Annotated in this window: 28 protein-coding genes and 1 pseudogene; 15 read left to right on the forward strand and 14 right to left on the reverse strand. The window is 42.8% G+C overall.

Translation table 11 applies throughout. The features are described 5' to 3' along the window. Position 1 precedes the first annotated feature (1 nt). Positions 2 to 841 carry an ABC transporter ATP-binding protein gene (locus tag MKP07_RS04380; RefSeq protein WP_240845245.1) on the reverse strand — a complete coding sequence of 280 codons (840 nt, stop codon included), beginning with the start codon at positions 839 to 841 and terminating at the stop codon, positions 2 to 4. A gap of 143 nt (positions 842 to 984) precedes the next feature. On the opposite strand from MKP07_RS04380, the gene MKP07_RS04385 reads away from it, so the two are divergent. Together MKP07_RS04385 and cysK are read left to right on the forward strand one after the other, a co-directional pair. Further along, positions 985 to 1,818 (forward strand): serine O-acetyltransferase, encoded by an 834-nt coding sequence (locus MKP07_RS04385; protein ID WP_240845247.1) that lies wholly within the window; start codon positions 985 to 987, stop codon positions 1,816 to 1,818. An 80-nt stretch (positions 1,819 to 1,898) separates the two neighbouring features. Beyond that, positions 1,899 to 2,810 carry a cysteine synthase A gene (cysK, locus tag MKP07_RS04390; RefSeq protein ID WP_240845249.1) on the forward strand — a complete coding sequence of 304 codons (912 nt, stop codon included), beginning with the start codon at positions 1,899 to 1,901 and terminating at the stop codon, positions 2,808 to 2,810. Between the two features lie 116 nt (positions 2,811 to 2,926). On the opposite strand, the gene MKP07_RS04395 is transcribed toward cysK, so the two are convergent. Together MKP07_RS04395 and MKP07_RS04400 are read right to left on the reverse strand one after the other, a co-directional pair. Next, positions 2,927 to 4,003, reverse strand: a complete 1,077-nt coding sequence (locus tag MKP07_RS04395) for an ABC transporter permease (protein ID WP_240845251.1) — start codon at positions 4,001 to 4,003, stop codon at positions 2,927 to 2,929. Between the two features lie 337 nt (positions 4,004 to 4,340). Beyond that, a complete protein-coding gene (locus MKP07_RS04400; RefSeq protein WP_240845253.1) occupies positions 4,341 to 5,408 on the reverse strand; it encodes a glycosyltransferase in 1,068 nt (355 codons plus the stop codon). Positions 5,409 to 5,709: 301 nt separating this feature from the next. Here MKP07_RS04400 and MKP07_RS04405 point away from each other — a divergent pair, with 301 nt between their 5' ends. The 8 genes from MKP07_RS04405 (at position 5,710) to MKP07_RS04440 (ending at position 13,171) form a co-directional block, all read left to right on the forward strand. Further along, positions 5,710 to 6,045 carry a MarR family winged helix-turn-helix transcriptional regulator gene (locus MKP07_RS04405; protein ID WP_240845254.1) on the forward strand — a complete coding sequence of 112 codons (336 nt, stop codon included), beginning with the start codon at positions 5,710 to 5,712 and terminating at the stop codon, positions 6,043 to 6,045. 30 nt (positions 6,046 to 6,075) lie between these two features. Further along, positions 6,076 to 7,881 carry an acyl-CoA dehydrogenase family protein gene (locus tag MKP07_RS04410; protein ID WP_240845255.1) on the forward strand — a complete coding sequence of 602 codons (1,806 nt, stop codon included), beginning with the start codon at positions 6,076 to 6,078 and terminating at the stop codon, positions 7,879 to 7,881. A gap of 179 nt (positions 7,882 to 8,060) precedes the next feature. Next, on the forward strand, positions 8,061 to 8,462 hold the full coding sequence (locus tag MKP07_RS04415) for a hypothetical protein (protein ID WP_240845256.1): 402 nt from the start codon (positions 8,061 to 8,063) through the stop codon (positions 8,460 to 8,462). Beyond that, on the forward strand, positions 8,459 to 9,163 hold the full coding sequence (locus tag MKP07_RS04420; protein ID WP_240845257.1) for a glycoside hydrolase family 99-like domain-containing protein: 705 nt from the start codon (positions 8,459 to 8,461) through the stop codon (positions 9,161 to 9,163). Before MKP07_RS04415 ends, MKP07_RS04420 begins: the two co-directional genes overlap by 4 nt. A gap of 75 nt (positions 9,164 to 9,238) precedes the next feature. Further along, positions 9,239 to 10,771 (forward strand): DUF3857 domain-containing protein, encoded by a 1,533-nt coding sequence (locus MKP07_RS04425; protein ID WP_240845258.1) that lies wholly within the window; start codon positions 9,239 to 9,241, stop codon positions 10,769 to 10,771. Continuing rightward, on the forward strand, positions 10,756 to 11,250 hold the full coding sequence (locus tag MKP07_RS04430) for a hypothetical protein (protein ID WP_240845259.1): 495 nt from the start codon (positions 10,756 to 10,758) through the stop codon (positions 11,248 to 11,250). The genes MKP07_RS04425 and MKP07_RS04430 overlap by 16 nt, the downstream gene beginning before the upstream one ends. A gap of 119 nt (positions 11,251 to 11,369) precedes the next feature. Continuing rightward, positions 11,370 to 11,588 (forward strand): DUF3857 domain-containing protein, encoded by a 219-nt coding sequence (locus tag MKP07_RS42105; RefSeq protein ID WP_394803530.1) that lies wholly within the window; start codon positions 11,370 to 11,372, stop codon positions 11,586 to 11,588. 29 nt (positions 11,589 to 11,617) lie between these two features. Next, on the forward strand, positions 11,618 to 13,171 hold the full coding sequence (locus MKP07_RS04440; protein WP_394803628.1) for a DUF3857 domain-containing protein: 1,554 nt from the start codon (positions 11,618 to 11,620) through the stop codon (positions 13,169 to 13,171). Between the two features lie 26 nt (positions 13,172 to 13,197). On the opposite strand, the gene MKP07_RS04445 is transcribed toward MKP07_RS04440, so the two are convergent. Together MKP07_RS04445 and MKP07_RS04450 are read right to left on the reverse strand one after the other, a co-directional pair. Next, positions 13,198 to 13,719, reverse strand: a complete 522-nt coding sequence (locus MKP07_RS04445; RefSeq protein ID WP_240845261.1) for a hypothetical protein — start codon at positions 13,717 to 13,719, stop codon at positions 13,198 to 13,200. Between the two features lie 18 nt (positions 13,720 to 13,737). Continuing rightward, positions 13,738 to 14,106 (reverse strand): c-type cytochrome, encoded by a 369-nt coding sequence (locus MKP07_RS04450; protein WP_240850653.1) that lies wholly within the window; start codon positions 14,104 to 14,106, stop codon positions 13,738 to 13,740. Between the two features lie 120 nt (positions 14,107 to 14,226). Between MKP07_RS04450 and MKP07_RS04455 the strand changes: the two genes are divergently transcribed. The 3 genes from MKP07_RS04455 to MKP07_RS04465 all read left to right on the forward strand — a co-directional run bounded on the left by MKP07_RS04455 (position 14,227) and on the right by MKP07_RS04465 (position 16,960). Beyond that, a complete protein-coding gene (locus MKP07_RS04455) occupies positions 14,227 to 15,252 on the forward strand; it encodes a 2-oxoacid:ferredoxin oxidoreductase subunit beta (protein ID WP_240845263.1) in 1,026 nt (341 codons plus the stop codon). 99 nt (positions 15,253 to 15,351) lie between these two features. Continuing rightward, positions 15,352 to 15,960: an L-threonylcarbamoyladenylate synthase gene (locus MKP07_RS04460; protein WP_240845265.1), complete on the forward strand. Its 609-nt coding sequence runs from the start codon at positions 15,352 to 15,354 to the stop codon at positions 15,958 to 15,960. A gap of 100 nt (positions 15,961 to 16,060) precedes the next feature. Next, positions 16,061 to 16,960, forward strand: a complete 900-nt coding sequence (locus tag MKP07_RS04465) for a hypothetical protein (protein ID WP_240845267.1) — start codon at positions 16,061 to 16,063, stop codon at positions 16,958 to 16,960. Positions 16,961 to 16,968: 8 nt separating this feature from the next. On the opposite strand, the pseudogene MKP07_RS42110 reads toward MKP07_RS04465, so the two are convergent. From MKP07_RS42110 to MKP07_RS04485, 3 genes and pseudogenes are all read right to left on the reverse strand, one after another. Further along, positions 16,969 to 17,726, reverse strand: a pseudogene (locus MKP07_RS42110) (glycoside hydrolase family 25 protein). Positions 17,727 to 17,802: 76 nt separating this feature from the next. Continuing rightward, positions 17,803 to 18,414 carry a hypothetical protein gene (locus MKP07_RS04480; RefSeq protein WP_240845272.1) on the reverse strand — a complete coding sequence of 204 codons (612 nt, stop codon included), beginning with the start codon at positions 18,412 to 18,414 and terminating at the stop codon, positions 17,803 to 17,805. Positions 18,415 to 18,460: 46 nt separating this feature from the next. Further along, positions 18,461 to 19,273 carry an enoyl-CoA hydratase/isomerase family protein gene (locus tag MKP07_RS04485; RefSeq protein ID WP_240845274.1) on the reverse strand — a complete coding sequence of 271 codons (813 nt, stop codon included), beginning with the start codon at positions 19,271 to 19,273 and terminating at the stop codon, positions 18,461 to 18,463. Positions 19,274 to 19,416: 143 nt separating this feature from the next. On the opposite strand from MKP07_RS04485, the gene MKP07_RS04490 reads away from it, so the two are divergent. After that, positions 19,417 to 20,022: a trimeric intracellular cation channel family protein gene (locus MKP07_RS04490; protein ID WP_240845276.1), complete on the forward strand. Its 606-nt coding sequence runs from the start codon at positions 19,417 to 19,419 to the stop codon at positions 20,020 to 20,022. Positions 20,023 to 20,052: 30 nt separating this feature from the next. Here the strand turns inward: MKP07_RS04490 and MKP07_RS04495 are convergent, their stop codons facing one another. Then, a complete protein-coding gene (locus MKP07_RS04495) occupies positions 20,053 to 20,670 on the reverse strand; it encodes an ABC transporter ATP-binding protein (RefSeq protein ID WP_240845278.1) in 618 nt (205 codons plus the stop codon). After that, positions 20,651 to 21,457, reverse strand: a complete 807-nt coding sequence (lpxA, locus tag MKP07_RS04500; protein ID WP_114789913.1) for an acyl-ACP--UDP-N-acetylglucosamine O-acyltransferase — start codon at positions 21,455 to 21,457, stop codon at positions 20,651 to 20,653. Before lpxA ends, MKP07_RS04495 begins: the two co-directional genes overlap by 20 nt. Positions 21,458 to 21,647: 190 nt before the next feature. Between lpxA and MKP07_RS04505 the strand changes: the two genes are divergently transcribed. After that, positions 21,648 to 22,574, forward strand: coding sequence for a helix-turn-helix domain-containing protein (locus tag MKP07_RS04505; RefSeq protein ID WP_240845280.1), 927 nt, complete (start codon positions 21,648 to 21,650; stop codon positions 22,572 to 22,574). 215 nt (positions 22,575 to 22,789) lie between these two features. On the opposite strand, the gene gluP is transcribed toward MKP07_RS04505, so the two are convergent. From gluP to MKP07_RS04525, 4 genes are all read right to left on the reverse strand, one after another. Further along, positions 22,790 to 23,839 carry a glucose/galactose MFS transporter gene (gluP, locus tag MKP07_RS04510; RefSeq protein WP_240845282.1) on the reverse strand — a complete coding sequence of 350 codons (1,050 nt, stop codon included), beginning with the start codon at positions 23,837 to 23,839 and terminating at the stop codon, positions 22,790 to 22,792. Between the two features lie 157 nt (positions 23,840 to 23,996). After that, positions 23,997 to 24,767 carry an MGH1-like glycoside hydrolase domain-containing protein gene (locus MKP07_RS04515; protein ID WP_240845284.1) on the reverse strand — a complete coding sequence of 257 codons (771 nt, stop codon included), beginning with the start codon at positions 24,765 to 24,767 and terminating at the stop codon, positions 23,997 to 23,999. After that, positions 24,722 to 25,258 (reverse strand): hypothetical protein, encoded by a 537-nt coding sequence (locus MKP07_RS04520; protein ID WP_240845285.1) that lies wholly within the window; start codon positions 25,256 to 25,258, stop codon positions 24,722 to 24,724. Before MKP07_RS04520 ends, MKP07_RS04515 begins: the two co-directional genes overlap by 46 nt. Continuing rightward, complete coding sequence (locus MKP07_RS04525) at positions 25,201 to 26,427, reverse strand: hypothetical protein (RefSeq protein WP_240845288.1); 1,227 nt, start codon at positions 26,425 to 26,427, stop codon at positions 25,201 to 25,203. Before MKP07_RS04525 ends, MKP07_RS04520 begins: the two co-directional genes overlap by 58 nt. Between the last annotated feature and the right edge of the window lie 22 nt (positions 26,428 to 26,449).

Here is a 26,449-nt window from a genome sequence, read left to right on the forward strand (position 1 = left end):
TTTAAGGTTGGTTTTTAAATACGGTATTGACACTATTGCCGTTGGTAACAACTGCTTTATATAACAATTCCAGGTCTATTTTAGAATCTTCACCATAAGTATTGGGTGTTACAATAACATTACCTTTTAAAGATTCTTCCTTATAAAAAGCCTTTTTTGTTTCCTCATCATCAAACGAAACCCTAAATGATAGTTTAGAGCTAATGTCATTGATATTCTGATCAAACAGGATATTACCCTCGTCAATAATAGTGATCCGGTCTATCAGGCTTTCAAGGTCTTTCACCTGGTGGGTACTAATAATGACACATTTATTATCATCGATAGCTCCGGCAATTACCTTTCTAAACTGGCTTTTACTCATAATATCCAGTCCGTTAGAGGGTTCATCCATTAACAGGATCGAAGTATTGCAGGCCAGCGCAAAGCTGATTAACACCTTCTTTTTCTGGCCATAACTCATTTGCTGCAGACTGTTCTCCTGCGGAATATCAAACTCCTGTAAGTAAGTATTGAACTGCTGACGCGAGAACTTTGGATAAAATGGTGCATTGCAGGAAACAAATTTTTCAATCGCCACATCCGGTAAATAAAACTCCTCGGGAACAATAAACGCATCCTGCAAAAAGGCCGGCTGTCTTTTGCCCGGTTCGTAGCCCAATGCGCTAATCTTGCCCTGGCTGGGAAACAGAGAGCCGATGATATTTTTTAACAAAGTGGATTTTCCGGTACCATTCTTACCCAGCAAACCGTAAATATGTCCTGGTGAAAATGACAAAGAAAGACCGTTAAAGATCTTCTTCTTTTTGTAGGAAAAATGCAGATTATGGATCGTTATCATACTTAGTGATTTGGTGTACTATTTATGTAGTACAGTACAAATGTAGCATTAGTTTTTACTTTTCCAAATTTTATTTAAAAAACCTTCATTTTCCATTTCCCTTTTTATCAGCTATTTTTGTCTACTGTGTTAATAGGATAAAAATGAGTGAAGATTTTATCAAGTTTCTGTTTAATAGAAATTCCAGGTGTTTTTCCGGTTTCCCCGATAAAGGGGCAGTAGAAAGTTTTATTGATGAACTGTATACGGTATTATTTCTCCCGAATGATATCGATCATAAATGTGAAGCACAGCTAAGAGGCCAGTTTACTTCGCTAAAAGATAAGTTTACCCATCTATTGCAGGATGTAATTGAAGATGCGGAGGCCATACAGGATATAAGGGATAGCTATTTTGAATCGCTACCGGCTCTTTTTACGCTCTTATTAAAAGATGCAGAGGCCCTTTTACAATCAGACCCTGCGGCTAAATCGCTCGAAGAGGTAATGGCGGCCTATCCCGGCTTTTATGCTACTGCAGTGTACCGTTTGTCGCATCAGTTACACGAGCTGGCGGTTCCGGTATTGCCACGTCTTTTTAGCGAATATGCGCATGGTAAAACCGGCATCGACATTCACCCCGGCGCTACCATCGGGCATTCTTTTAGTATTGATCATGGAACCGGTGTGGTGATTGGAGAAACCTCCCTGATAGGTAATCACGTAAAAGTTTACCAGGGCGTAACCTTAGGTGCATTGAGTGTTACCAAAACCCTGGCCACTACAAAACGGCATCCAACTATAGAAGATAACGTAGTCATTTACTCGGGTGCCACCATACTGGGCGGTAATACAATTATTGGTAAAGACAGTATTATAGGCGGTAATGTGTGGTTAACCAACAGCGTGCCCCGCAACTCCGTAGTTTATCATAAAAGTGAGGTAAGTGTAAAAGACCTCTTACCACCCGACGAAAATATTTTGAATTTTGTAATCTGATTTATAAGGGCAGCGTTTTAGATAAACAGTTTTTACCTGTCGTCTATCAGCTGCCATCGGTCAACTAAAAAATATATACAGTGAAAGCGCAAAACATCCTGCAAACAATTGGTAATACACCTCATGTTCAAATCAACCACCTGTTTGGCAACACGCATAAGGTTTGGATAAAGCTGGAGAAAGCCAACCCGGGAGGCAGCATTAAAGACCGTATTGCTTTGGCAATGATAGAAGATGCTGAACAAAAGGGTTTATTACATAAAGATTCGGTTATTATAGAACCCACCAGTGGTAATACAGGTATTGGCCTGGCCCTGGTTGCCGCCGTAAAGGGCTATAAACTGATATTGGTAATGCCGGAAAGTATGAGCGTGGAGCGCCGGAAATTAATGAGCGTATACGGTGCTGAATTTGTACTAACGCCCCGCGAAAGAGGCATGACAGGAGCTATTGAAAAAGCGAATGAGCTGGCGGCCACTACACCTCATGCATGGGTTCCACAACAATTTAATAACGAAGCCAATACAGCCATACACCGGAAAACAACAGCAGCCGAAATATTGCAGGATTTTCCGGAAGGAATCGACTACCTGATCACCGGCGTAGGTACAGGCGGACATATAACCGGTGTTGCTGAAATATTAAAAGAAAAATTTCCCGATCTTAAAGTATTTGCCGTAGAACCTGAGCTGTCGCCTGTTATTAGTGGCGGCGCACCGGGCCCGCATCCTTTACAAGGCCTTGGAGCAGGTTTTATTCCGGGAATATTAAAAACAGAAGTGCTGGATGGAGCCATCGCTGTTGGTAAAGATGAGTCTTTCGATTACGCTAAAAGATTGGCTAAAGAAGAAGGCATTTTTGTGGGCATTTCCACTGGTGCTGCATTAGCCGCAGTTGCGAAAAAACTTCCTGAAATTCCTGAAGGAGCTACTGTTCTTACTTTTAACTATGATACCGGTGAAAGGTATTTGAGTATTGAAGGACTTTATTAATAAATGCGGTTGACAGATGACAGTGGACACGGAGAACCGGCTGTATGATTTTTTAAAATGATTATTGAGAAACGGTCTACCTACTATCATCCGTCATCTCTCCACTTTCAACCTCCTTACAACTTTCCCTTCACATTCAATGCATCTCTCAGCCCGTTGCCCAACAGGTTAAATGCCAGTACCAATATCATTATAGCAAAGCCTGGAGCCAGGGCCAGCATGGGGTTTTGCGTGATAATGAAGTTATAATTCTCCTTGATCATCAATCCCCAGCTGGGCATGGGTGGCTGTACACCAACACCCAGGAAACTAAGACCGGCTTCTATCACAATGGCCGATGCAAAGTTGGCGGCGGCAATTACCAATACCGGGCCCACAATATTGGGCCATATATGTACTGCAATAATCCGGATATTTCTGAAACCTAACGCCCTGGCAGCTTCTACATATTCCAGTTCCCTCACGGCCAATACCTGTCCCCGCACCAGGCGCGCTACATTCACCCACATAGTAAGTCCTACTGCAATAAACACCTGCCAAAAACCTTTGCCCAATGCCAGGGTAATAGCAAATACCAGCAACAATGTAGGTATACTCCATATCACATTAATGAACCACATAATCAAATCATCGGTCTTGCCCCGGTAAAAGCCAGCTAATGAGCCCAAAACCAAGCCAATACTGATAGAGATGATCACCGTGATCAACCCTACACTTAGGCTGACCCTTGTTCCCACAATCAACCTGCTCAATATGTCACGGCCATAGCTGTCGGTTCCAACCCAATAAGTTTGGGTGATAACGGGTTCATCTGCAAGAGCAGTTTTCGCAAAGCTGATGCGCTCGCTTACATCTTCATCGATGTATTTTTCCGCAATAATGCTATCGCCTTTTATATTGTACTTGTTAATCGGTATAAAATGACAGGCATCCGTTTGTCCGTAAAATAATCGCTGAAAAAACCCGTACGATTCATAGGACTCTTTTTTAACCTGCAGGAATTGTTGTTGGGTACCTGGCTTTTCTCCTCCCATTTCAAGAATGATCCTGTTGGAATAAGGCGACCCATCCGGCGCAATAAAATAGCAGAAAACAGCAATAAAAACAGCAATGATGATCACTACCAGCCCCGCCATAGCGCCCTTGTTCTTTTTAAGCCTTTTCCAGGCCGGGTTCTTAAATATGCTGCTCATTGTTTTCAAATGTAAATCAAAACACCAAATCATTTACCGAAAGAGAGTGCTGGCTAGGGCAACCGCATCTAAAAAAATATTTCAAGCATGAAAAACTCACATTATTAGAGAAAAGCATCTTTGCAGATATGCCGAAATTCCGAAGGTCAATATTTCACCCCTTCAGGGTTTCTTCAAATGCTCCCGGGCACATTACCAGAACTATTCTATCCCTACGGGAGTGTACAATCAAGGCAAAATAAACTGTAAAATCAGAGGCCGTTGCCCTGGAGTACTGGCAAAAACAATAAACCCTATTTCACCTTTCTCCCCTTCCATTCATAACTTCCAAAAGTTCCTAAAAAGCCCGAAATAATGGTATAGCCAATATGCAATGGCTGGAAAAAAAGAAATACTTCAAAAGATACCGGCGGTTAAAAAACCGGCTCACCCTTCCCACAAAAGATAACTCAACCAGGGTTTTCAACACCACAAAAACACCAAAAGCATACAAATAAAAAATATTAAAAAAGGACAATACCAGCATTGCCAAAAAAGAACAATTGAAGAGGTACACCAATAATAGCACTATAAAAATCCTCTTATCATCGTAGCTGGTAGCTTTGCTGGCCCACCTGATCCGCTGGTTAAAGAAAGCCTTCCAGGTAGGCGCCGTTTCGGTTTCTACAATGGCTTCCTTTGATTTGAGATACCCTATTTGCTCCGGGTATCTTTTCCATATTTTGTGCATCAGCAACATGTCATCTCCTGATGCTATATTATCAATGCCTTTAAATCCATCTACTTCATAAAACACGTCACGCTTATAAGCCAGGTTGGCACCGTTGCACATATTATGCTTTTTACCGGCTACCGAAGCACCGGTTATACCCTGCAGGGTTAAAAAGTCCAATGCCTGGAAAATATATAAAACGGATTCCTTCTCCCCTTTTGACGGATCTGCGGCAAAGAAGCTTACCGGTGCTGCCACAAAAACCGGGTTCGTATCATTAATAAAAGAGGCGAATACCTGTAACCATTCCGGTGTAACAATACAGTCCGCATCAGTACACACCACCCACTCATTTTGCGCAGCCGCTATCCCGGTTTCAATGGCTTTCTTTTTATAAGAGTTAATACGGTCTTCCTTTAATTGCAGTAAACGCACTCCTTCATACCTGTTTACAATAGACGCAGTCTCATCAGTCGAGTGATCATCCACTACGATCACTTCAAATAAATCCTTCGAATAGGTTTGCGCCAGTATACTTTCCAGTAGTGCTGCGATATTACCAGCTTCGTTTCTCGCAGGAATAATAATTGAAAATGTGGTTCTGGGTATCATAATATTTTTGGGTGCGTATTCGGGCATGGAGCGCCATTTACCATTATAGTAAAATATAACTACTGCATACAGTACCAACAATAACAATACAGCGACAAAGAAAAAAACCATGTCGCAAAACTAAAGTCTGACCTTTTATTTATCCGATTTATTTAATGGCTGGAAAATTGCGCCTTACAACCAGGCGATCCCGGTTTCTTAAGCCGGATCAATAAATAATTTTATGTTTTTGTAATTCAAAAATCTTCCTAACTTTAATTAGTTGTTAAAACAACTATATGCCAAACAACCATTTTAAAAAAGTGAGCTTTATAGCTTCATAACAGGGATTGCGAGCACGGCCATAGCACGACGATTACAGAAAAAGTTCAACAATGCGGATTTGAATCTGACTATAGAACAATGGAGCGTACTCTATCACTTGTGGAAGGAAGATGGCATTAGCCAGCAGGATCTTTGTCAGGCCACATTCAGGGACAAGCCCAGTATGACCCGGTTGGTTGACAACCTGGAAAAAGCGGGTTTGGTAACGAGAATTGCGTCAAAAACGGACCGTCGCAAAAACCTGGTGTATTTAACGGATAAAGCAAAAACGATACAGGATATGTGTCATGGCTTTGCGGCGGAGACGGTAGAAGAAGCTTTGGCAGGGGTTAGCCTTGCCGATATTGAGATTTGCAGGATAGTGCTGAAACAGGTGTATGAAAACTTAAAATAATTGATTCCTAAATATTAAATTCTACATATTATGAGTGCCGCCAATGATACCAAAGAATTAATAAAAGGAGCCGAATGGCTGATCAAAGAATCATCGCCCGCTTCAACTTTTACCAGTGAACAATTTAATGAAGAGGAGCTCATGATCCGGGACATGTGCACGCAGTTTCTTGAAGCGGAAGTGATGCCCATACTGGACAGGATTGACAGCCTCGAAGAAGGTTTGATGAAATCGCTGGTGCAAAAAGCCGGTGACCAGGGCTTGCTGGCAGGTGCGTTTCCCGAAGAATATGGTGGGCTGGGTAAGGATTTTATTACCTCTACGATTATTAATGAATACCTGGGTGCAGGGCATTCTTTTTCTGTAGCGATCGCTGCGCATACGGGAATTGGCACGCTCCCTATTTTATACTTTGGTACAGATGAGCAAAAGCAAAAATACATTCCCAAACTAATCACAGGCGAATGGCCGGGAGCCTACGGGCTTACAGAACCTAATGCAGGCAGCGATGCGCTGAGCTCAAAAACAACGGCGAAGTTGAGTGAAGATGGGAAGCATTATATCCTGAACGGGCAAAAATGCTGGATCACCAATGGCGGGTTTGCACAGGTTTATACCGTATTTGCCAAGGTAGTTGGAGATGACGGACAGACCGGATTTACCGGATTTATTGTTGAACGCGGAACAGAAGGTTTTACCAACGGGCCTGAAGAACACAAGATGGGCATCAAAGGCTCTTCTACGGTGCAATTATATTTCCAGGATGCCAAAGTACCGGTAGAAAATGTGTTGGGCGAGATCGGCAAAGGACACAGGATCGCTTTTAATATTTTAAATATAGGGCGTTTAAAACTATGTGCTGCAGCATTGGGTGGTGCAAAAATGGCTTTTAACATTAGTGTTGAATATGCCAAAACCAGGGAGCAGTTTAAACAACCTATTGCCAATTTTGGCGCTATCAAACACAAGATCGCAGAAATGGCGATCCGCATTTTTGCAGCAGAGTCAGCCTTATACCGTACTGCGAAATGGATTGATGAATGGGAGCAAAGACTATTACAGGAGGGTAAGCCCTTCAATGAATCCTTGCTGGGAGCTGCAGAAGAATATGCGATAGAGTGCGCCATATTGAAAGTGTATGGCAGTGAATTGCTCGACTTTGTAGTAGATGAAGGTGTACAGATACACGGCGGAAACGGGTACAGCGCTGAGTACAATATATCCCGCGCTTATCGTGATAGTCGCATTAACCGTATTTACGAGGGTACAAACGAGATCAACCGTTTGCTTACGCTCGATATGACCCTCAAACGTGCTATGCAGGGACGATTAAACCTGATGGGGCCGGCAATGGACGTGCAGAAGGAGCTGATGAGCATCCCTGATTTTGGTGGCGATGACGATACTCCATTTGCCAGCGAAAGAAAACTGGTAGCTAATTTCAAGAAAGCGATATTGATGGTATCCGGCGCAGCCGTACAAAAACTAATGATGCAGATCGAAAGCGAGCAGGAAGTACTGATGAATATTGCAGATATGGCGATCAAAACCTTTCATGCCGAAAGTATATTATTAAGGGTCATGAAAATAGCAGAGGAGAAAGGAAATGAGCAGGCCTCGCTACATATAGATATGATGCAAACTTATTTGTATGACGCCGCAGACGCTATCAATAAAAGCGGGAAAGACGCTGTGAATGCATTTGCCGAGGGCGATGAACAACGTATGATATTAATGGGATTAAAACGCTTTACCAAAGCCGATCCCTTCAACACCAAAGCAGCCCGCAGAAGAATAGCGGATGCTGCTTTAAATGCAGGAAAATATTATTTTTAGTAATACCTATAAATAAACTCATTATTCTTGCCGGTTTAAATTTAAACCGGCATTTTTTTAATCGCCATTGGCCTCAACATAGAAACAAGCCTTTTTCACCTAAGATGTCGCTGTGCAAACATGCCGCACTACCATTTGTAGCATGATTTTAGCTGAGAGAAAGTATATTAATTTATAATATGAAAAACCTTACTGACAGCCTGGTTATTTTGATGATGTTGTTAATGGCATCCTGTAACAGTAATTCAAAAAAGAATGATGTGCCTACACCACCAACTCCCGAGCCCCCGGTGATTGATACGCCACTGGTAAAATTGGGTGCCTATTATTTTGGCGGCTGGTACGAGAACTCCAATCATATAAAACCGGCCCTGGTCAATGATTACCCGGAGCGAAGACCCATTTGGGGTTGGGTGACCAATACCCCCGAGGCTATGAAGGCCCAGATAGACCTGGCAGCAGACGCCGGGTTGTACTTTTTAGCTTTTGCTGGTACTTTAATACGCAGGACCTGTCGGAGAACCGGCTGGCCAATAATGCGATCACGCTTTTCAGAAATGCCCCCAATAAAAACCGGTTGAAATTTTGCTTCCTGGTAGCCAATCATGACGGATACCGTATTACCCCGCAAAACTGGCCCACGCTAAAAGAACATTGGAAGAATGCTTTTAAAGACTCCACTTATTTAAGAGTAGATGGTAAGCCATTGATCATTTTCTTTGACCCGTCCAACCTGGTGGTCAATTTTGGTAGCGCCCCGGCATTGAAAACCGTTCTCGACAATTTCAGGGATGAAGTAAAAGCTATGGGGCTTCCTGGTGCTGTGATTGCCGGCTGCCCTTCTACCTCAGCCAATGGTATTTCCGGGGCAGTAGCCGCAGGGTTTGATGCACTGAGCGGATACAATTATCATAGCTCTGGCTTCTCTTCAGAAATTTCAACACCTATTGCCAATATGATCAATGCAGAATCAAGTGTTATCTGGCCCAGGTTTATCAACTCCGGTGCTTATTATATACCTGTTGCGACGCTTAACTGGGATGTTCGTCCCTGGAGTACCACACCACTGACCGAAAAGTACTACACCGGATTTAGCAAGAGTTCCGTAGAGAACTCCGTTAAAACGATCAAAAAATGGATACTGGATAACCCGGCCACTGCTACCAAAGAGAAACTGGGCATCCTCTACGCATGGAACGAATATGGTGAAGGCGGTTGGTTAACGCCTTCCGATATATTGAAGGACAGCTTATTACAGGGGCTTAAAACCGGGTTGAAATAAATATCCCAAAAACAACCGGCTTTTGTTTAGTTTTGTCCCGCTAATTAAAGTGGACATATAACTAACTGATAACTTATGATATCTATGATTCGTATGGCAATGCTGGGCATTTGCTGTTTTGCTATACAACAAATTTCAGCGCAGGGTAAAAACAATATTAAATTCGGAAAGCTATCGGCAATGGATTTCAATGTGACCTCGCCGGCAATCGATACTTCCAGCAATGCGGTTATCCTGTCCGACATCGGCAGTTCCACGTTGGAAGGGAATAACAAAGGTTTTTTCTCGCTCAAATACACGCGCCTGAGGCGTGTAAAAATTCTCAATAAAAAGGGGATGGACGCCGCAGATGTATCTATTTTGCTATACGCCTCGGGCGATGCTGAAGAGAAACTGGATGAGTGTAAAGCAATAACGTATAATCTTGAAAATGGTGAGGTAAAACAAACCAAACTGGAGAATAGCGGCATCTTTAAAGAAAAGCTGAGCAAAAACGCCGTAGTTAGAAAATTTACATTTCCCAACGCAAAAGAGGGTTCTATACTGGAGTATACTTACACCATCACTTCTGACTTTCTTACGCATTTGAGGCCATGGGAGTTCCAGGGCACCAACTGGCCCCGTGTATATTCTGAGTACACCGTCAAAATACCCCAGTTCTTTAGCTATGTATTCCTGGCACAGGGATATATTATGCTGAAAACGGATAACAGCAGCAAAATGCAATCTTTCAACATTTCGGAGCAGAACGGCACACAGGCTTCCAGGCAGTTTACATTAAACGGCTATCAAAATACCAATCGCTGGATCGCCCAGGATGTACCCGCACTTAAGGAAGAAAACTATACCTCTACTATCGAAAATCATTTGTCGAAAATAGACTTCCAGCTCAAACAAACAGAGTTTCCGGGACAAACCCCTACCGAACACATTGGCAGCTGGGTGAAAGCGGCTGAGAACATGCTGAAAAGAGAGGACTTTGGCAATGAAATTACCCGGGCTAATTTATGGCTGAACGATGATATAAAGAAAATTACGGAGGGCTCCGGTTCTCAACAGGAACAAATAAAACGGCTGTATGCCTTTGTACGTGATAATTTCACAGCCACTTATAACGCCGGAGTATTTATTAACGACAATACTACGTTGAAAGACGTTTTCCGTAAGAGGAGCGGCAACGTAGCCGAGATCAATTTACTGTTGATCGCCATGTTGCGTAATGCCGGCGCTACTGCCAACCCGGTAGTCATTAGTACCCGGACGCATGGGTGGGCGCATCCCATTTACCCTTTGATGACCAAATACAACTACCTGGTGTGCGAAGCCATTGTAGACGGGCAACGTGTTTACCTGGATGCCTCCCAGCCCAAAATGGGATTTGGAAAGTTATCTCCCGACTGTTATAACGGACCAGGCTTTGTTGTAAAGCAGCAACCCTCCAATATTGCCTTCGAAGCTGATTCTGTGCTTGAGCGAAAAGTAACGATGATCTTTCTAACACAGGATGATAAAAATGGCCTGAAAGGAATTTTTAAATCAACCCCGGCTACTATGAATCTACCATTCTTAGAAATAAGCTGGCAAAACAAAACATGGATGAGCTGGTAAAAGACATCCAAAAAAGCTATTCGTTCCCGGTTGCCATTAAAAAACCATTTGTAGATTCGTTAACCCAGTTTGATTACCCGGTGACTGTGGGTTATGATCTGAGTTTTGATTTTGAAGACCAGCCGATTGTATACCTGAACCCAATGTTTTCCGAAATAACCACAAAGAATCCGTTTAGTGCTGCAGAGAGAAAATACCCTGTGGAAATGCCTTTTAAAGTATCCGAAAACTATGTGCTCACCATGGATATTCCTAAAGGATACAAGGTGGACGAAATACCCAAATCGGCCAGGGTAAGATTAAACGAAAGCGATGGTGTTTTCGAATATTTAGTTTCAGCTACCGATCAAAAAATTATGCTCAACTGCAGGATCGACATAAAAAAGCAAACTTTGCTGCCGAGGACTACCAATCACTACGCGAATTTTTCGGTTATATTACCAAAAAGCAAAGCGAACAAATTGTTCTTAAAAAACTAAAATAATGTTTCCCTGCTTATGAAGATTTTTTTATACTCTTAACCTCTATCACCCTTTCATATGCAAGCCGGGCTCAGTATGCCGCTAAAGACATACCGGAAGCGCTGACAAAAAACGCTATGTTGGTAAAACGACTGGATGATATACACGTTGACATAAAAAACCCGGGCAAGGCTTATTATTACCGGCATTATGTGTACACTATTATGAATGAAGCGGCAGACCGTTATGCCTATTTTGTTGACTACTATGATAAGTTTAGAGACATTACCAGTATATCCGGTACGCTTTACGATGCATCGGGTAACAAAATAAAAAATGTAAAGAAAAAGATATAGCCGATGAAAGCGGCACCAGCAGCAGCAACCTGGCCGATGATGCCCGCTATAAAGTGCACAATTTTTATCACAAAAGCTATCCTTACACCGTAGAATACGAGGTAGAGGGGGAAATGAAAGGCATTTTTAACTTGCCCGAGTGGCAACCGGTGTCTGCCCCTGAAATAGCAGTAGAGAAGTCATCACTAACCGTTATCACACCCAAAGATTATGTGCTGCGTTATAAGCAGCTGCTTTATTCGGGCAATGTGGTTACCAAGGAAGAAAAGGCTTTAAAAATACACCAATGGCAGCTCAATGGAGAGGCAGCCAGGCCCAACGAATCATACGCGCCTGAGTGGGATGATATTTCCACGCGTGTTATCATCGCACCATCCCTGTTTGAGTTTGGCGGTTACAGCGGCGAAATGAGCAGCTGGCAGCATTTCGGAAAGTTTATGCTATCCCTGTATAACGGCCGAGATATATTGCCCGCTGATGTTAAAGCCAAAGTACACCAGCTTACCGATCATTTAAAAACCAACCAGGAAAAGATCGCAACGCTGTACCGCTTTATGCAGGATCATACCCATTATATAAGCATACAGCTGGGTATTGGAGGCTGGCAACCTTTAGATGCCACTTTTGTAGCCGACAAAAAATACGGAGATTGTAAAGCACTATCCAATTATATGGTAGCGTTGCTTAAGGAGGCCGGCATTAAAGCCAATAATGTTTTAATTAAAGCAGGGAAAGATGAGACGGATATTTTAAGCGATTTCCCATCCAACCAGTTTAATCACGTGGTTGTTTGTGTGCCGAATGGTAAGGATAGTACCTGGCTGGAATGCACCAGCCAAACAGTAGCGCCGGGCTATATGGGCTCTTTCACTGGTAACAGGGAAGCGCTGTTGGTAAGCGAAAATGGCAGCGCTATCGTTCGCACACCGGTTTATCGTAAAGAAGACAACCTGCAAATACGCCACGTAAAAGCCACCATTGATGGCAATGGTAAGCTTACCGCGAACATAATTACCACCAGCATGGGATTGCAGCAGGACGACTTGCATTCGCTGCTTAACAACAGCTCTCCTGATGAACAAAAGAAAAGGCTGCAACGCATCTTCACATTATCTAATTACGAAGTGCCCAGTTTTACGTACCTGGAAAACAGGGAGGCGGCCTTACCAACGGTAAATGAAACCCTGGAGCTGGTAGCAAACGACTATGCCAGCATTACAGGCAAGCGCCTGTTCCTGCGGCCAAATATTGTTTCTACGTACACCACCAAACTAGCAGAAACTGAAACAAGAACGCATGATATTGTATGTACCTATGCTTTTACAGATAAAGATACGGTCAACATCACCATCCCTGAAGGTTACGGCATAGAGTCTATGCCACCACCCGTAAAGCTTAACACTCCATTTGGAGCTTACAATACGACTTATAAAATTGAAGGCCGTTCTATTTTACTGGTACGTAATTATGAGCGCAATGCCGGTACGTTTCCCGCAAAAGATTATCCTGATTTTGTAGATTTTTATAACAAGATCTACAAGGCAGACCAGGCGCGGATGGTTTTTGTAAAAAAGGAAGAATAAAAAAATTTATGGCTGCACTTGGAAAATTAGTGTTGCATTCTTGTACTGTCATTAAATAGTTCGGATATCAACTGTTTAAAACTTTCCGCAGGTTCTTCTTCATCGCCATAAAGATTAATTTTTAGTGTTCTACTTGAATTTCGAACAGAAAAAATATTATTTCCGTGTCCGGGAAGTCGCTCGTTTGATTTGGAAATGACAAGCCGTTGCATGTATTGGGTTAGTGCTTTTTTAGCATCAGTGTCCAATAGTGGTATAGCCCTGCTAGCAGCAGGAGAAATCGTATCGTTTCCGTAATAGTAATCCAATGAATCGCAGTTATACGGATATACAATATAAGTTAAAGATGCACTGTCTGTTTTCCAATGTGGAACTACTATTCGCTCTTTGTGTCCTCCCCATTCACCACATTCACTAAAACGAGCCTCCAGCGTTAAAGAATCATAAAGGCTGATCTGTTCATCGCAGTCGTTATATCCCTGTTGTTGGGTATTGCAGGACAAAACACCCATGCAAAAAACCAATGATAAAAAGAAACAGAGATTCATTAACCGGTTATTTATCGTTTAATTTCCCTCCGGATATGCATTTCCTTTATGGCAGGTATTGCAGCTGATGCGGGTAAGGAAAGCAGGGTGTACCTTGGTATCGTAATTAAAATAATTCTTATTAATGTCGATCGTCAGCCGCATCATACGGCGGCCCTCCTCCTTAACGGGGTTATCATCTGAGGCAAAATTCAGGGTAGTGTCTCCGTTTTTAACTTCTTGTACATGGCAAAAATCGCAGGTAACTCCAAGCCCTTTGTTATAGGTCTCCATCAGGCTATCCAGCTTTTCCTCGCTTATATCTTTTGGTAACACTTTGAGATTACGCTCTTTGGAAGGTTGTGTGCTTACAAATCCCACCATCAGCAAACAGCCGATTGCCAGCATCACAAATGATAATTTTTTTGAAGCATGTAGCAATTTACACAAAAACCGTCATGCAATTGTCAAGCGTGTAATGAATCCCCCGTTAAAATCTTACCTTTGCGCTCGATTTCAAAAAATAAGATGTCAGAAGTTTTAGCGCCCACATTAACAGCAAAAGATTACGCTACAGACCAGGAAGTAAGGTGGTGTCCCGGTTGCGGCGATTACTCTATATTAGCACAGGTTCAGCGTATTATGCCGGGCCTGGGTATTCCTAAAGAGAATATAGTATTTATATCGGGTATCGGTTGCAGCAGCCGTTTTCCTTACTATATGAATACTTACGGTATGCACTCCATTCATGGTCGTGCTACAGCCATCGCCAGTGGTTTGAAAGCAGCAAGGCCTGAGCTGAGCGTGTGGATCGTAAGTGGTGACGGAGACAGCCTGAGTATCGGCGGTAACCATACCATTCACCTCTTAAGACGCAATTTCGATGTTAACTTATTGGTTTTCAACAACCAGATATATGGTTTAACCAAAGGGCAGTATTCCCCAACATCAGAAGAAAACAAAATAACCAAGTCAACTCCTTTTGGTAGTATTGATCACCCTTTTAACCCGGCTGCACTTGCTTTAGGCGCTGATGCTACTTTTGTAGCCAGAACCATGGACCGCGATCCGAAGCACATGCAGGCCATGCTTTTAAGAGCTAACGGGCATAGAGGCGCTTCTTTCCTGGAGATCTACCAGAACTGTAACATTTTCAATGACGGCGCTTTCGAAATTTTTACTGAAAAAAGCACCAAACCGCTAGAGACCTTATTCCTGGAACAGGGCAAACCGCTGATATTTGGTGCAGAAGCCAACAAAGGCCTGAGATTAGACGGATTCAAACCCCAGGTGGTAACCATCGGTGAAGGTTATAGCGCGGATGATCTTTGGATACACGACGAGCAGGATATTTACAAGGCACAGATATTAACCCGCATTTTTGACGACCCTGCTATTGAAGGTCACTTGCCAAGACCATTTGGTGTGTTTTATGAAACAGATCGCCCTTGTTACGAAGAAATGATGAGCCTTCAGCTGGAAGACGCTATTGCACGCAAGGCGCCGGATCTGAACGCTTTATTGAGAGGTAAAGAAACCTGGACGGTAGCATAAAGCTGGTAGAAAAGTTGAAAAGATAAATAGTTTGTGAGTGGTTTGGCAAGAACGTACACTTATCAACTTTTTAACCTGTAAACTTTTTACCTTTGATACATGTTACTCCGTATCCACCCCAAAGACCCGCAGGAACGCCTGATTAAACAGGTAGCGGAAACGCTGCGTAATGGTGGCATCATTGTATACCCTACCGATACCATTTATGGTTTGGGCTGCGATATTTATCAAACCAAGGCGATTGAACAAATCTGCCGCATTAAGCAAATAGATCCTAAAAAAGCACAGCTTTCTTTTGTGTGCTGCGACCTCAGCCACCTGAGCGATTTTGCCAGGCAGATATCCAATACTACTTACCGGGTTTTAAAAGAGCATCTTCCGGGCCCTTACACTTTTATTTTACCAGCCAGTAAACAGGTTCCTAAAATATTGCAGAGTAAAAAGGATACTATCGGGTTGCGGGTTCCCGATAATAAGATTGTACACGAGCTGGTAAAAGAGCTCGGCCATCCCATTTTAAGCACTACGCTTCCCGGTGAATTTGTGGAAGACTATACCGACCCGGAAATCATCTATGAAAAATACAAAAACCTGGTAGATATAGTAGTGGATGGCGGAATAGGAGGCACCAAACCTTCCACGATCATCAATTGTGTAAATGATGATTATGAAGTAGTAAGGCTGGGCGCCGGCGAATGGGAGCAATAGTCCCTCTCCAATCACTAAAAACAGGTATTGCCAAAATCACTATTTCCGTGATTGTTTAGCTGACCGTTACATCCGTATTTTGTGATATAAACTTCTATACATGAAAAATCATATCCAGCGCTTAATTGCCATTAACATAGCTGTTATTGTACTTTTAACAGCCTGCTCTAATCCCCGATACATCAACTCACCTTCGGTGCACAATGCGGCATTTTTAAGGCAACAGGGCGATTTTAAGATCTCTGCTGCCGGAGCAGGTAACCCTGCCAAAATATTTTCCAGCATTGACAATAATGACAACGATGAGTCTTTGGGCCATTCGGCAGGCTTTGATGGCCAGGTTGCGGTAGCAGTTACCAATCATTTCATGCTAACAGCCAGCGGTAATTACCGGGACGAAAAAGATCATTTTAAAGATGATGATCTGTCGAATATTGACAGGAAAACCGATGTAAGATACAATCGCCATCAGTTCGAACTCGGTGCCGGATTTTTTACCCCGATGGGAAGAAGTGAAAAAGTATATTTTAATGGAGTGGTTGGGGTAGGCTTTGGCAAGATGTCATCTACCGATGCAGTAAACCCCGCTGATGTGGCCCGGTTTAAAAGCTATGAAGCCAACACCTTAAAGTATTTCTTTCACCCTTCTTTTAATTTCTTCTTCAACGACTATATGCGCATGTCCATAGCGCCCCGTTTCTCTTTGCTAAGGCTTAATAATATTCACACCAGTTATACCGATGAGGAAGAAGTAATACTAGGCTATAAGGACGCCCGCAACAAAACATTTGGCCTGTTTGAACCCTCTATACTCTTACAAAGCGGTTTTAAGAACAATGATTGGTTAAAGCTGGACTTTGGTTTCAATTTTGCCAGCGATCCTTTTACCAGTAAAAAATCAGGCAACAGCGACTATCCCGATGTAGATACTTACAATGTACAATCCAGGAATTTCCTGATGTCTATCGGGATCTCAGTTTATCCGGGCAGAAGAAAGTAATTACTTGATCAATAGCATATGAAGGCGATAATATCGCCGTTGAATACGTTAAAATCCACCTTGGCATCAATGCCATTTACATTGCCTTTATCGTTATGTTGCCAAAAGGTCCAGGGGCGGCTGATGCGGGGACTTTTACGCTCATAGTAATGTGCCACCCATAAAGGATATTCGTTAAACTCAGGTCCCATATATTTTTCATAAAAAGCAGCATTAGTGTATATAATTGGCTTTACTTTATAATAGTCCTCTACTATGTTCAGCCATGCCTGTATGCGGGCGCGAAATACGTTTACAGGCAGTATTCCCGCTACTTCGGCGTCTAGCACCGGCGGAAGATCTCCCGGCTCCAGCTTCACGCGGGAGATAAAATATTCGGCCTGCTTTGCAGGATCCTGACTAGGTACAAAAAATGATAGGCGCCACGGGGCATTTCATGTTTCTTCGACTGTCGCCAGTTATTTTTAAATTGCTTATCGGTAAGCGTTACGCCTTCGGTTGCTTTAATAAAGGCAAAATTGAGCTGGATATTCGCCACATTCATCTCCTTTACACCTTGCCAGGCTATTTTTTTCTGGTATCGCGAAACATCAATACCATGAATAGAAAAAGCTACAGGCATATCGATACCAAAAGCCTCGTAGTGCACAAACTTTACCTTTTGAGAATTGATCCATTGAAGCAGGCCAATTACCAGGGCAATTATAAAAATGGCCGAAACAATTAGTTTGATATTATTATAGTTGTATTTCTTTTTCCGCGGCATGGTACGTGCATACAAATATATTACATGCCTGGTAGCCGTTGCCGGCTATCAACAATTTTAACAAGCTAAAAAGGATCTATTGCTGGTTGTAATTAGTGCGAAAACCGTTTTTCCGACTTTCTATTTCATAAAGTATGCTTTCTACTGTAGCAGGTTTGGTGATCTTTACTAATCCGGGCATGCCAATATAATCACGGGCGGAGCTGTATATATAATCGGAAGAATATTGCACCACTCGTTCCTTTACCGGCAATCCATGAATAAACTCTAACTGCTCTGCCATACTCTGCGGTAGTTTCATATCAATCTGGGCTGTTGTATTAATGTCGCCCCAGCAGGACTGTTTGACGGGAGATTGATCAGCGGCGGAAGTGTTTTCAAAATGGGTTAAGAGCCAGGCATTTCTTTCGCTGGGATCACTTTTGATGGCTTCCACAATTTTTCTGCAGGTAAACACAATAAAGTCATCTCTCAACGTTTCCAGGGAAATATTTTCAAGAGATTGACCAATAAAATATAATTTGTTTGACATCAGACACCATCCATATACTACCAGCCCTTTCGCATCGATAAAATGATTTAAACTATGCACGATGATCTGTTTGTACATCGCTTTCGTAAAAATATCTACTGTATCGATAGTCTCAAAGGTGAAGCAATAACATCCATTGTCTTTAATAGGCATCATTTGCTGCTGCGTTTTTCTATACAGTGCAAATCCTATTCCAGTTTTTTTAACAAAAAAGGTTTTGGCTCCTGCGTGTCATTTTATCGGCCTTTAAAAAAGGCAGGTCTTTTTCCATAAATGCATTAACACCCTCCCTGCAGTCATCGGTCTGTAAAAGTTCGCCAAATAGCCGGGCTTCGGCCAAATAGCCTGTTTTATTGACATCATATGCCTGCTGAGCTGCTTTAACCGAAGCCGCTATGGCAAGCGGGGCTTTCGCATTAATAACAGCCAATATAGATTTTGCCTTGGTGATCAGCTGCCCCCTGTCTACCACATGATTCACCAGCCCATAATTAAAAGCAGTCAACGCATCGATCATATTACCGGTTGCCAGCAACTCAATGGCCCTGCCCTTGCCAATTAACTGGGTAAGCCTTTGTGTACCACCATAACCAGGCAACAATCCCAGGTTCACTTCCGGCTGACCAAATTTAGCGTTGTCACTGGCCACGCGGAAATGACAGGCCATTGCCAGTTCACAGCCACCGCCCAGAGCATACCCGTTTACCGCTGCGACAATAATTTTTGGGCTGTTCTCAATTTTATCAAATACTAATTGTCCACGGCGGGCCAGCGCTTCACCGGATGGAGCATCGAGGCTGGTAAACTCACTGATATCGGCGCCGGCAACAAAAGCTTTCTCCCCTGCCCCGGTTATAATGGCCGACCTGATATCTGACCGCTCAATCACTTCATCCAACAGCCTGTCCAGTTCATCAAAAACCGCCTTGTTTAAGGCATTGAGCTTGTCGGGCCGGTTGATGGTTATAAGAGCTATTTGATCCTGGATCTCGAAAACTATTATATCAGATGTCATAAGTATATTTTTATAAAAGAATTTGCCACTACGTAAATGTATAGAAAGCCGTTTAAAAAACAACCGCTGGTATACATTACGTATTGCAATAAAAATAGTTCAGGGATAGCTAATTCTACGCACCACTCGGCTAATTTTGCGGGGTGACTTTCTTAACCATCATATCTTACCTGGGTATTTTTATGTTTGCGCTTGCAGGCGCTTTTAAAGCCCGCGGCGCCAAGCTGGATATTTTTGGGGGATTAGTGGTGGCTTTTGTGTCGGCTTATGGCGGCGGTACCTTGCGGGATCTGCTGTTGGGTGTGCGCCCACTAACCTGGATCAACGACAACCTGGCTTTCGGGCTGGTATTCGCAGGAACGGCGGTTACTTTTTTAGTAAAAGATAAGGTTAACAATTTCAGAAGAACGATTTTCTTTACCGATGCAATGGGTATTGGTCTTTTTACAGCAGTGGGTATAGAAACCGCGCTACAAAATGGCACAAACAATCTTTATTCGCTAATCATGGGTATTATTACCGCTACTTTCGGCGGGCTTATTGCCGATATATTCTGTGGTTACCCACCCTTGCTTTTACGAAAAGGGGAATTATATGCTACCGCCTGCGCCGCAGGGGGACTTGCGTTTATTCTCATCAATAAATACTTCGACTTCAATCGCAGCATTGACCTCAGCATTTGTGTGGTACTGGTAGTGGCGATCAGAATTTACTCTAAGCGCAAAAGACTGACCTTGCCGGAGATATAATTAAAAATAAAAGAATGGCTTTCAGGCGAATTATTTGAACGCAGTAATATCCAGCACTTCTTCGCAAAAACCGTATTCAGCAATATCATTACTGCTTACTACGGCCAGCCTTCCCGAACAATAGGTTTTAATAAGCTGGTTGTATAGTTCTATACCGGCTACATCGAGGTTGGTGCAGGGCTCGTCCAGCAGAACAAGAGGAGTATCAGATAATATGCATTGGGCCAGCTTTACCCTTTGCTTCATACCGCTGCTGTATTCATTTATTTTTTTATGGCGGGCATGAGGCAAATGAACAGCTTCTATTACCGCGGTTACGGACATGCCATTTACAAAAGGCTTAAATGATTGGTGGAAGGTTAAAAACTCGGTGAGGGTAAATTCTTCTACCAGCTCCAGGTAGGGCGCACAAAGCGAGGCATAGTTGAAGATCTTTTCCGGCGCAATAGGGGCATTGTTCAATGCATGGCTGCAGGATCCTTCATTGATGGAAACAGCGCCGCTTAAAACCTGTAAAAGAGTACTTTTGCCGCTTCCGTTAGGCCCGGTGATTGCATAATGCTTCCCCAATTGAAACGTATAATTAAGATTGCGGAAGATCCAGTCCCGGTTATAACGTTTGCCGGCATTATGCAATTGAATCGTCATCGCCATTGGCTTTGCTGTATCGCTTGATGATACCACGGGTACTTTCCTGGATGAAAGTGAGTATTTCGTCTCTTTCTTCTGTTACAGGGAACTCTTCCTCCAGTATCTGAACGGCTTGAGTAACATTCAGCCCTTTATTATAAAGAACACGGTAAATATCAAGAATATGGTTGATCTGTTCGATGCTATACCCCCTGCGCTTTAAGCCCACCGAATTCACACCGGCATAGCTTAAGGGCTGCCTGGCAGCTTTAATAAACGGTGGTACATCTTTACTCACCAGCGATCCGCCGCTTATAAACGAATGGGAACCAATCTTTACGAACTGATGCACGGCAACCACACCACCAAAACCCACATAATCACCCAGTACTACGTGACCGGCTATTTGAGTACTATTGCTTAAGGTACAATAATTACCGATCGTGCAATCGTGCCCGATATGGCTGTAGGCCAGTATCCAGCAACCTTTTCCTACCACTGTTTTCCATTTGTCGCTGGTGCCACGGTGAATGGTCACAAATTCCCTGATCACACAGTCATCTCCAATTTCTACAGTCGTTTTTTCACCTGCATACTTCTTATCCTGTGGCTCAGAACCAATAACAGTACCCGGGAAAATTTTACAGTTCTTCCCGATGGTAGTGCCTTCCTGTATCGTAACGTTGGAACCTATCCAGGTACCCTCCCCGATCTCTACATTTGGGTGAATGACTGTAAAAGGGTCTATTTTAACATTGGTCGCCACTTTAGCGTCCGGATGGATGTATGAGTTGAAATGTATCATTAAACGATGTAATATTTTCTTTCTGCTGTTCGAACACTATAAATTTCCGACATCACCGCACAGGCGGCGTGCAAAATTAAAGATTTGATAATATCCTGCTATTATTTTGGCCCGATAAAGCTTCCAAATTTATAACTAATAGCTGTTAGTTGAATAATTTAACAAACAATATTATTTTTGCACTTAATTAATGAGCAAGCAAGACGAAATAACAGCAGTTACCGGTCCGTGGATACAAGCATTAAAAGGTTTACAACCTATTGTTTGTAAAGAGCAGCATATACCCGGATCCGTAAATTATTCGATCAGGCGTTTTATGCGTGACGAAGATAACGGTACAGAGGATGCAGGGATTGTTAATTATGATTATAAAGGCAAAAGCAACGATCAAAATGGCGTTAAGCTGAGGTTTTGTGTTGCCGGTAATATGTATTGCAGTACCGATGCCTGTCAGAAATGTACTTCGGGAAATACAAAAGCCTGTGCTCAAAGCGTGCCCTCTTATGATGTAGTGGCGGTTGATTATTCAGCACCCCAGCTTTCCCAGTTTGTAAACAGCAAAGTCAATTCCACTGCTACAGATTTGCTGTTACGTTTTAACAAAAAAGATTCTTTTCAGAAAAATATACCACTTTGCTGTAAAACGCGTGGGGTTATTGAGGCCTTGGTGAATCATAAATATACCGGTAGCCTGGAAAATATTTATGTAAACGCTCAACTACAGATGTTGCTGCTCTATAGCATGGACTGGATCTCCGACAAAGAAGAGATACTATCCTGTCGTTTCCTTAACAGCGATGTTGATCGTGAAAAAATAACCCTTGCCCGGGATATACTCATCCAGAGCATTGGCCAGCCTATCACCATTAAAGACCTTAGCCGTAAAGTAGCGATGAACGAGTGCTACCTTAAAAAAGGGTTTAAGGAAATGTATGGTACCACCATTTTTGATTTCTACCAGAATCAGCGAATGGAGCATGCCAAGTACCTTTTATATGAAAAAGGGCTAAATGTTACAGATGTATCTATGATGCTGGGCTATTCTTCCATTTCCCACTTCAGTACCGCCTTTAAAAAACAAACAGGGCTAAAGCCCTGTGAGTTATTACTGCGATAATATTAATTTCGCTTATTATTTCCCTTTCAGGCCGACTTTGTGCCCTGCAATAGCAAAGTACAAGATATATAAGTAACAAGGTAATACAGTGATAAAGTATGCCAGCTGAAAATCCAGCCCTGCTTTATCTTTTAGCCAGGCATATATCAATGGCCATATAGCACCGCCGGCAATACCCATGATCATTATTGCAGATCCCAGTTTGATAAATTTCCCTAAATGATTAATTCCCAGGGGAAAATAGCCGGCCACATTAAAGAGTTAGCCAGCCCAAGTAAAGCAATAAATACAACTGCGGTATAACCACTGCTCAGGTAAGCAATAACAGAAAATAAAATTCCTAAAAGAGCACAAATTCTAAGTGCCTTTTGCTGCGAAAGGTATTTGGGGATAGTTATAATACCAATTACATAACCAATCAACATACCCGTTAACGTAAGAGAGGTAAAGTATTTGGAGATATCAGGACTAATACCCAACTCCTTTCCATATACGCCGATGATATCTCCCGCCATCACTTCAGCTGCCACATATACAAATATGCACAGCGCTCCTAAAAACAGATGCGGAAACTGAAAAATACTTTTATGCTGAATGACCTGACCGCTGGCTTCGTCAATCACATCTTCTTCGGGCTGTATTTCAGGGAGGTGCAGAAACTTAACAAAAACAGCAAACAGAATAAAGATAACAGCTAAAACGATATACGGTGTATTTACTCTTGATAATACATCGTTCAATAATTGCAATTTTGCGTCCCCTGTTGCGGCTTGTATCTTTGCTTCTACCTCGCCCGCATTCTTAAGGAACAATGTGCCCATGATAAACGGTACAATCATTCCTGCAAACTTGTTGCAAATGCCTGCCATGCTGATGCGTTTAGCAGCACTCTCAATAGGACCGATGATGGACAAATACGGGTTTACTGCAGTCTGCAACAATGCCAGGGAAGCTCCCTGCACAAATATTCCGGTAAGAAACAGCCCAAAGGAATGCGAATTAGCGGCTGGAATAAATATTAATCCGCCAAGGGCAAGTACTACAAGACCTAGTACAATACCATTCTTAAAACCCGTTTGCTTTAATATCCATGAAGAGGGAATAGCCAGGAAAAAATAAGCCATATAGGATGCAGTTGCCACCAAAAAGGCCTCTCCGTCACTAAGGCTGAAAGACATTTTGAAAAAAGGAATCAGCGTTCCATTCGCCCAGGTAATAAACCCAAAAATGAAAAACAGCGCGCAGATCGTGATCAGCGGAACCATATAATTTTTTTAAACCCAGGTTGTGTGGCAACACTCATAAACAATTATTTTAAAATGATGAGGTAATAAAAAATAGGGAAGTTGTTGTAGAATGTATCAAAAAAACAAACGGTTGCGCACAATACACAACCGTTTGTTATAAATGTTTATTTGTTTACTATGCCTTATCTGCCAGCTCACTTATCAATTCTGCCACTAAAGCGCTCCAGCCGGTTTGATGGTTAGCGCCCAGGCCGCGCCCGGTATCTCCATGAAAATACTCATAGAAAAGGATGAGCTCTTCATTTTCGGGTTGCTTGTAAAACCAATTGTACGGACCATAAATAGGGCGATTGCCATCTTTATCCTTCTCAAACATGCTGATGACCCTTTTAGCCAGTTCCGTCGAAGTATTGAAAAGATTCATCTGGTTGCCCGATCCGGTCGGATATTCCACCATCAAAGAATCGTGGTAAAACTTGCCTAACCGCCTGATGGATTGGATAATGATAAAATTGATCGGTATCCAAACAGGGCCACGCCAGTTGGAGTTGCCTCCAAACATATCTGAAGTAGAATCGCCCGGATCATACTGAATTGTGTGCACTTCTCCGTTAATCGTAACCGAATAAGGATGCGCTTCATGATATTTAGATAAAGCCCTGATTCCACCACCGGATAAAAACTCCTGCTCATCAAAGAGGCGTTTTAGCATCGATTTTAGCCTGTCGGTCTGCACCATCGACAACAACAGTTCATTTCCATCGCTATGCTCCTCTTTGGGCCAGAAACGGTTGTTCTTGAGCCGATATTTCTTGTACCAGTCAAAACGTTTCGCAAAATCAGGTAATTTTTCAAATACTTCTTTCTTTATAGTAGTCACCGCATATAAAGAAGTAAGCCCTACAATTGACTGAATACGTAACGGTTGTGGCGGCGCATCCCGCATACATAATACATCGTAAAAAACTGGTCTTCTTCATTCCATAAGAAGTGCTCATTCAACGCTTCGGCAATTAAAATAAAATGCTCGAAGAACTTGGTAGCAGCATCTTCAAAGCTGCTATCCACCATAGCGATCTCCAATGCAATGTCCATCATGCTGAGCGCATACACGCCCATCCAGCTCGTCCCGTCAGCCTGTTCCAGCTGAATATCGCCCTGATCGTGATAGCTTCGGTTAAACACACCAATATTATCCAGTCCCAGGAAGCCCCCTTCAAAAATATTGTCCCCCTTCCGGTCTTTCCGGTTGATCCACCAGGTAAAGTTGATCAGCAGCTTATGGAATACCTTTTTAAGAAAGTCGATATCCGTTTTACCCGTGGTCTTTCTTTCTATTTCGAAGATCTCCATGGCCGCCCAGGCTTGTACCGGTGGGTTTACATCACTAAAATTCCATTCGTAAGAAGGAGCTGTCCATCGGGTTTCATATACCACTCCCGCATTAAAAGCAGCAATTGGTTTTTAGCAAATACGGGGTCCACCACCGCCATCGATATACATTGAAAGCTTTGATCCCAGGCCGCATACCAGGGATACTCCCACTTATCAGGCATCGATATCACATCCTGGTTTTTCAGGTGCTTCCAGTCATTATTCCGGCCGCTCTTACGCCTGTCATTGTTCTGCGCAATGCCATCCGAATTAGACAGCCACTTCTCAATATCATAGTGATAATACTGCTTGCTCCACAATAAACCGGCCAATGCCTGCCGCTGCACTTTTGCCAGGTTGCTTTTTACCCCTTTGGGAAATATCTCTGCATAAAAAGCATCCGCTTCCTTTTTCCTTTTCTCAAACAGTTTTTCAAAATCACTGTCAAATGGCTCTTTTTGCTGCTTTTCAGAAAGACGGCAATAGATATCGATGGTTTCTCCTGCTTTTACGGTGTAGTTGTATACCGGCGAAAACTTGGTGCCCGATTTACGCTGGCGCAGCTCATTTACATGCGCTTTATGAATAACGGCCTGGTGAAAAGCATCTTTAGTAAATATGCTTTCATTGGGCTGCCCTGTTACTATCTGGGTATTGGTTTCGTTGTCGGTGTACAAGGCATCATCCGGCTCCTGGTAATAAAAATAATAGTTACCCAGGCGCGAATGTTCAGCAAAAACGGTATTCTTTCCGGCTGGTGAAAAATTTGGCTTTGTTTTTAAACTGCCGTGCTTGGTCCAGCGGTTATAAAACCAAAGTGTAGGTAACACCGTGATGGCCGCTGCTTTTTTATAGCGATTGGTAATGCTTATCTTAATACCGATATCAGTGCTATTGGTTTTGGCATAGGTAATATTTACATCAAAGTATTGACTATTCTTAAACACGTCCGTGTCCAGTATTTCGTACTCCGGCTCTTCCTTCGAACGGTTCTTACTTTCTGTTCTTAGTTGCTCGTAGGGAAAAGCCTGCTGCGGATATTTATACAGGTACTCCATATAGTAATGGCTGGGTATATTATCCATATAGTAATAAAGCTCTTTCACATCCTCCCCATGATTCCCCTCATAATTCCCCACACCAAACAAACGCTCTTTTAAAATAGGATCTTTTCCGTTCCATAGTGCCACTGCAAAACAGAGGTTTTGGAAGTAGTCGGAAATACCCGCCAATCCGTCTTCACCCCAGAAATAA

Source organism: Paraniabella hibiscisoli (genome assembly GCF_022512515.1).
Taxonomy (GTDB): domain Bacteria; phylum Bacteroidota; class Bacteroidia; order Chitinophagales; family Chitinophagaceae; genus Niabella; species Niabella hibiscisoli.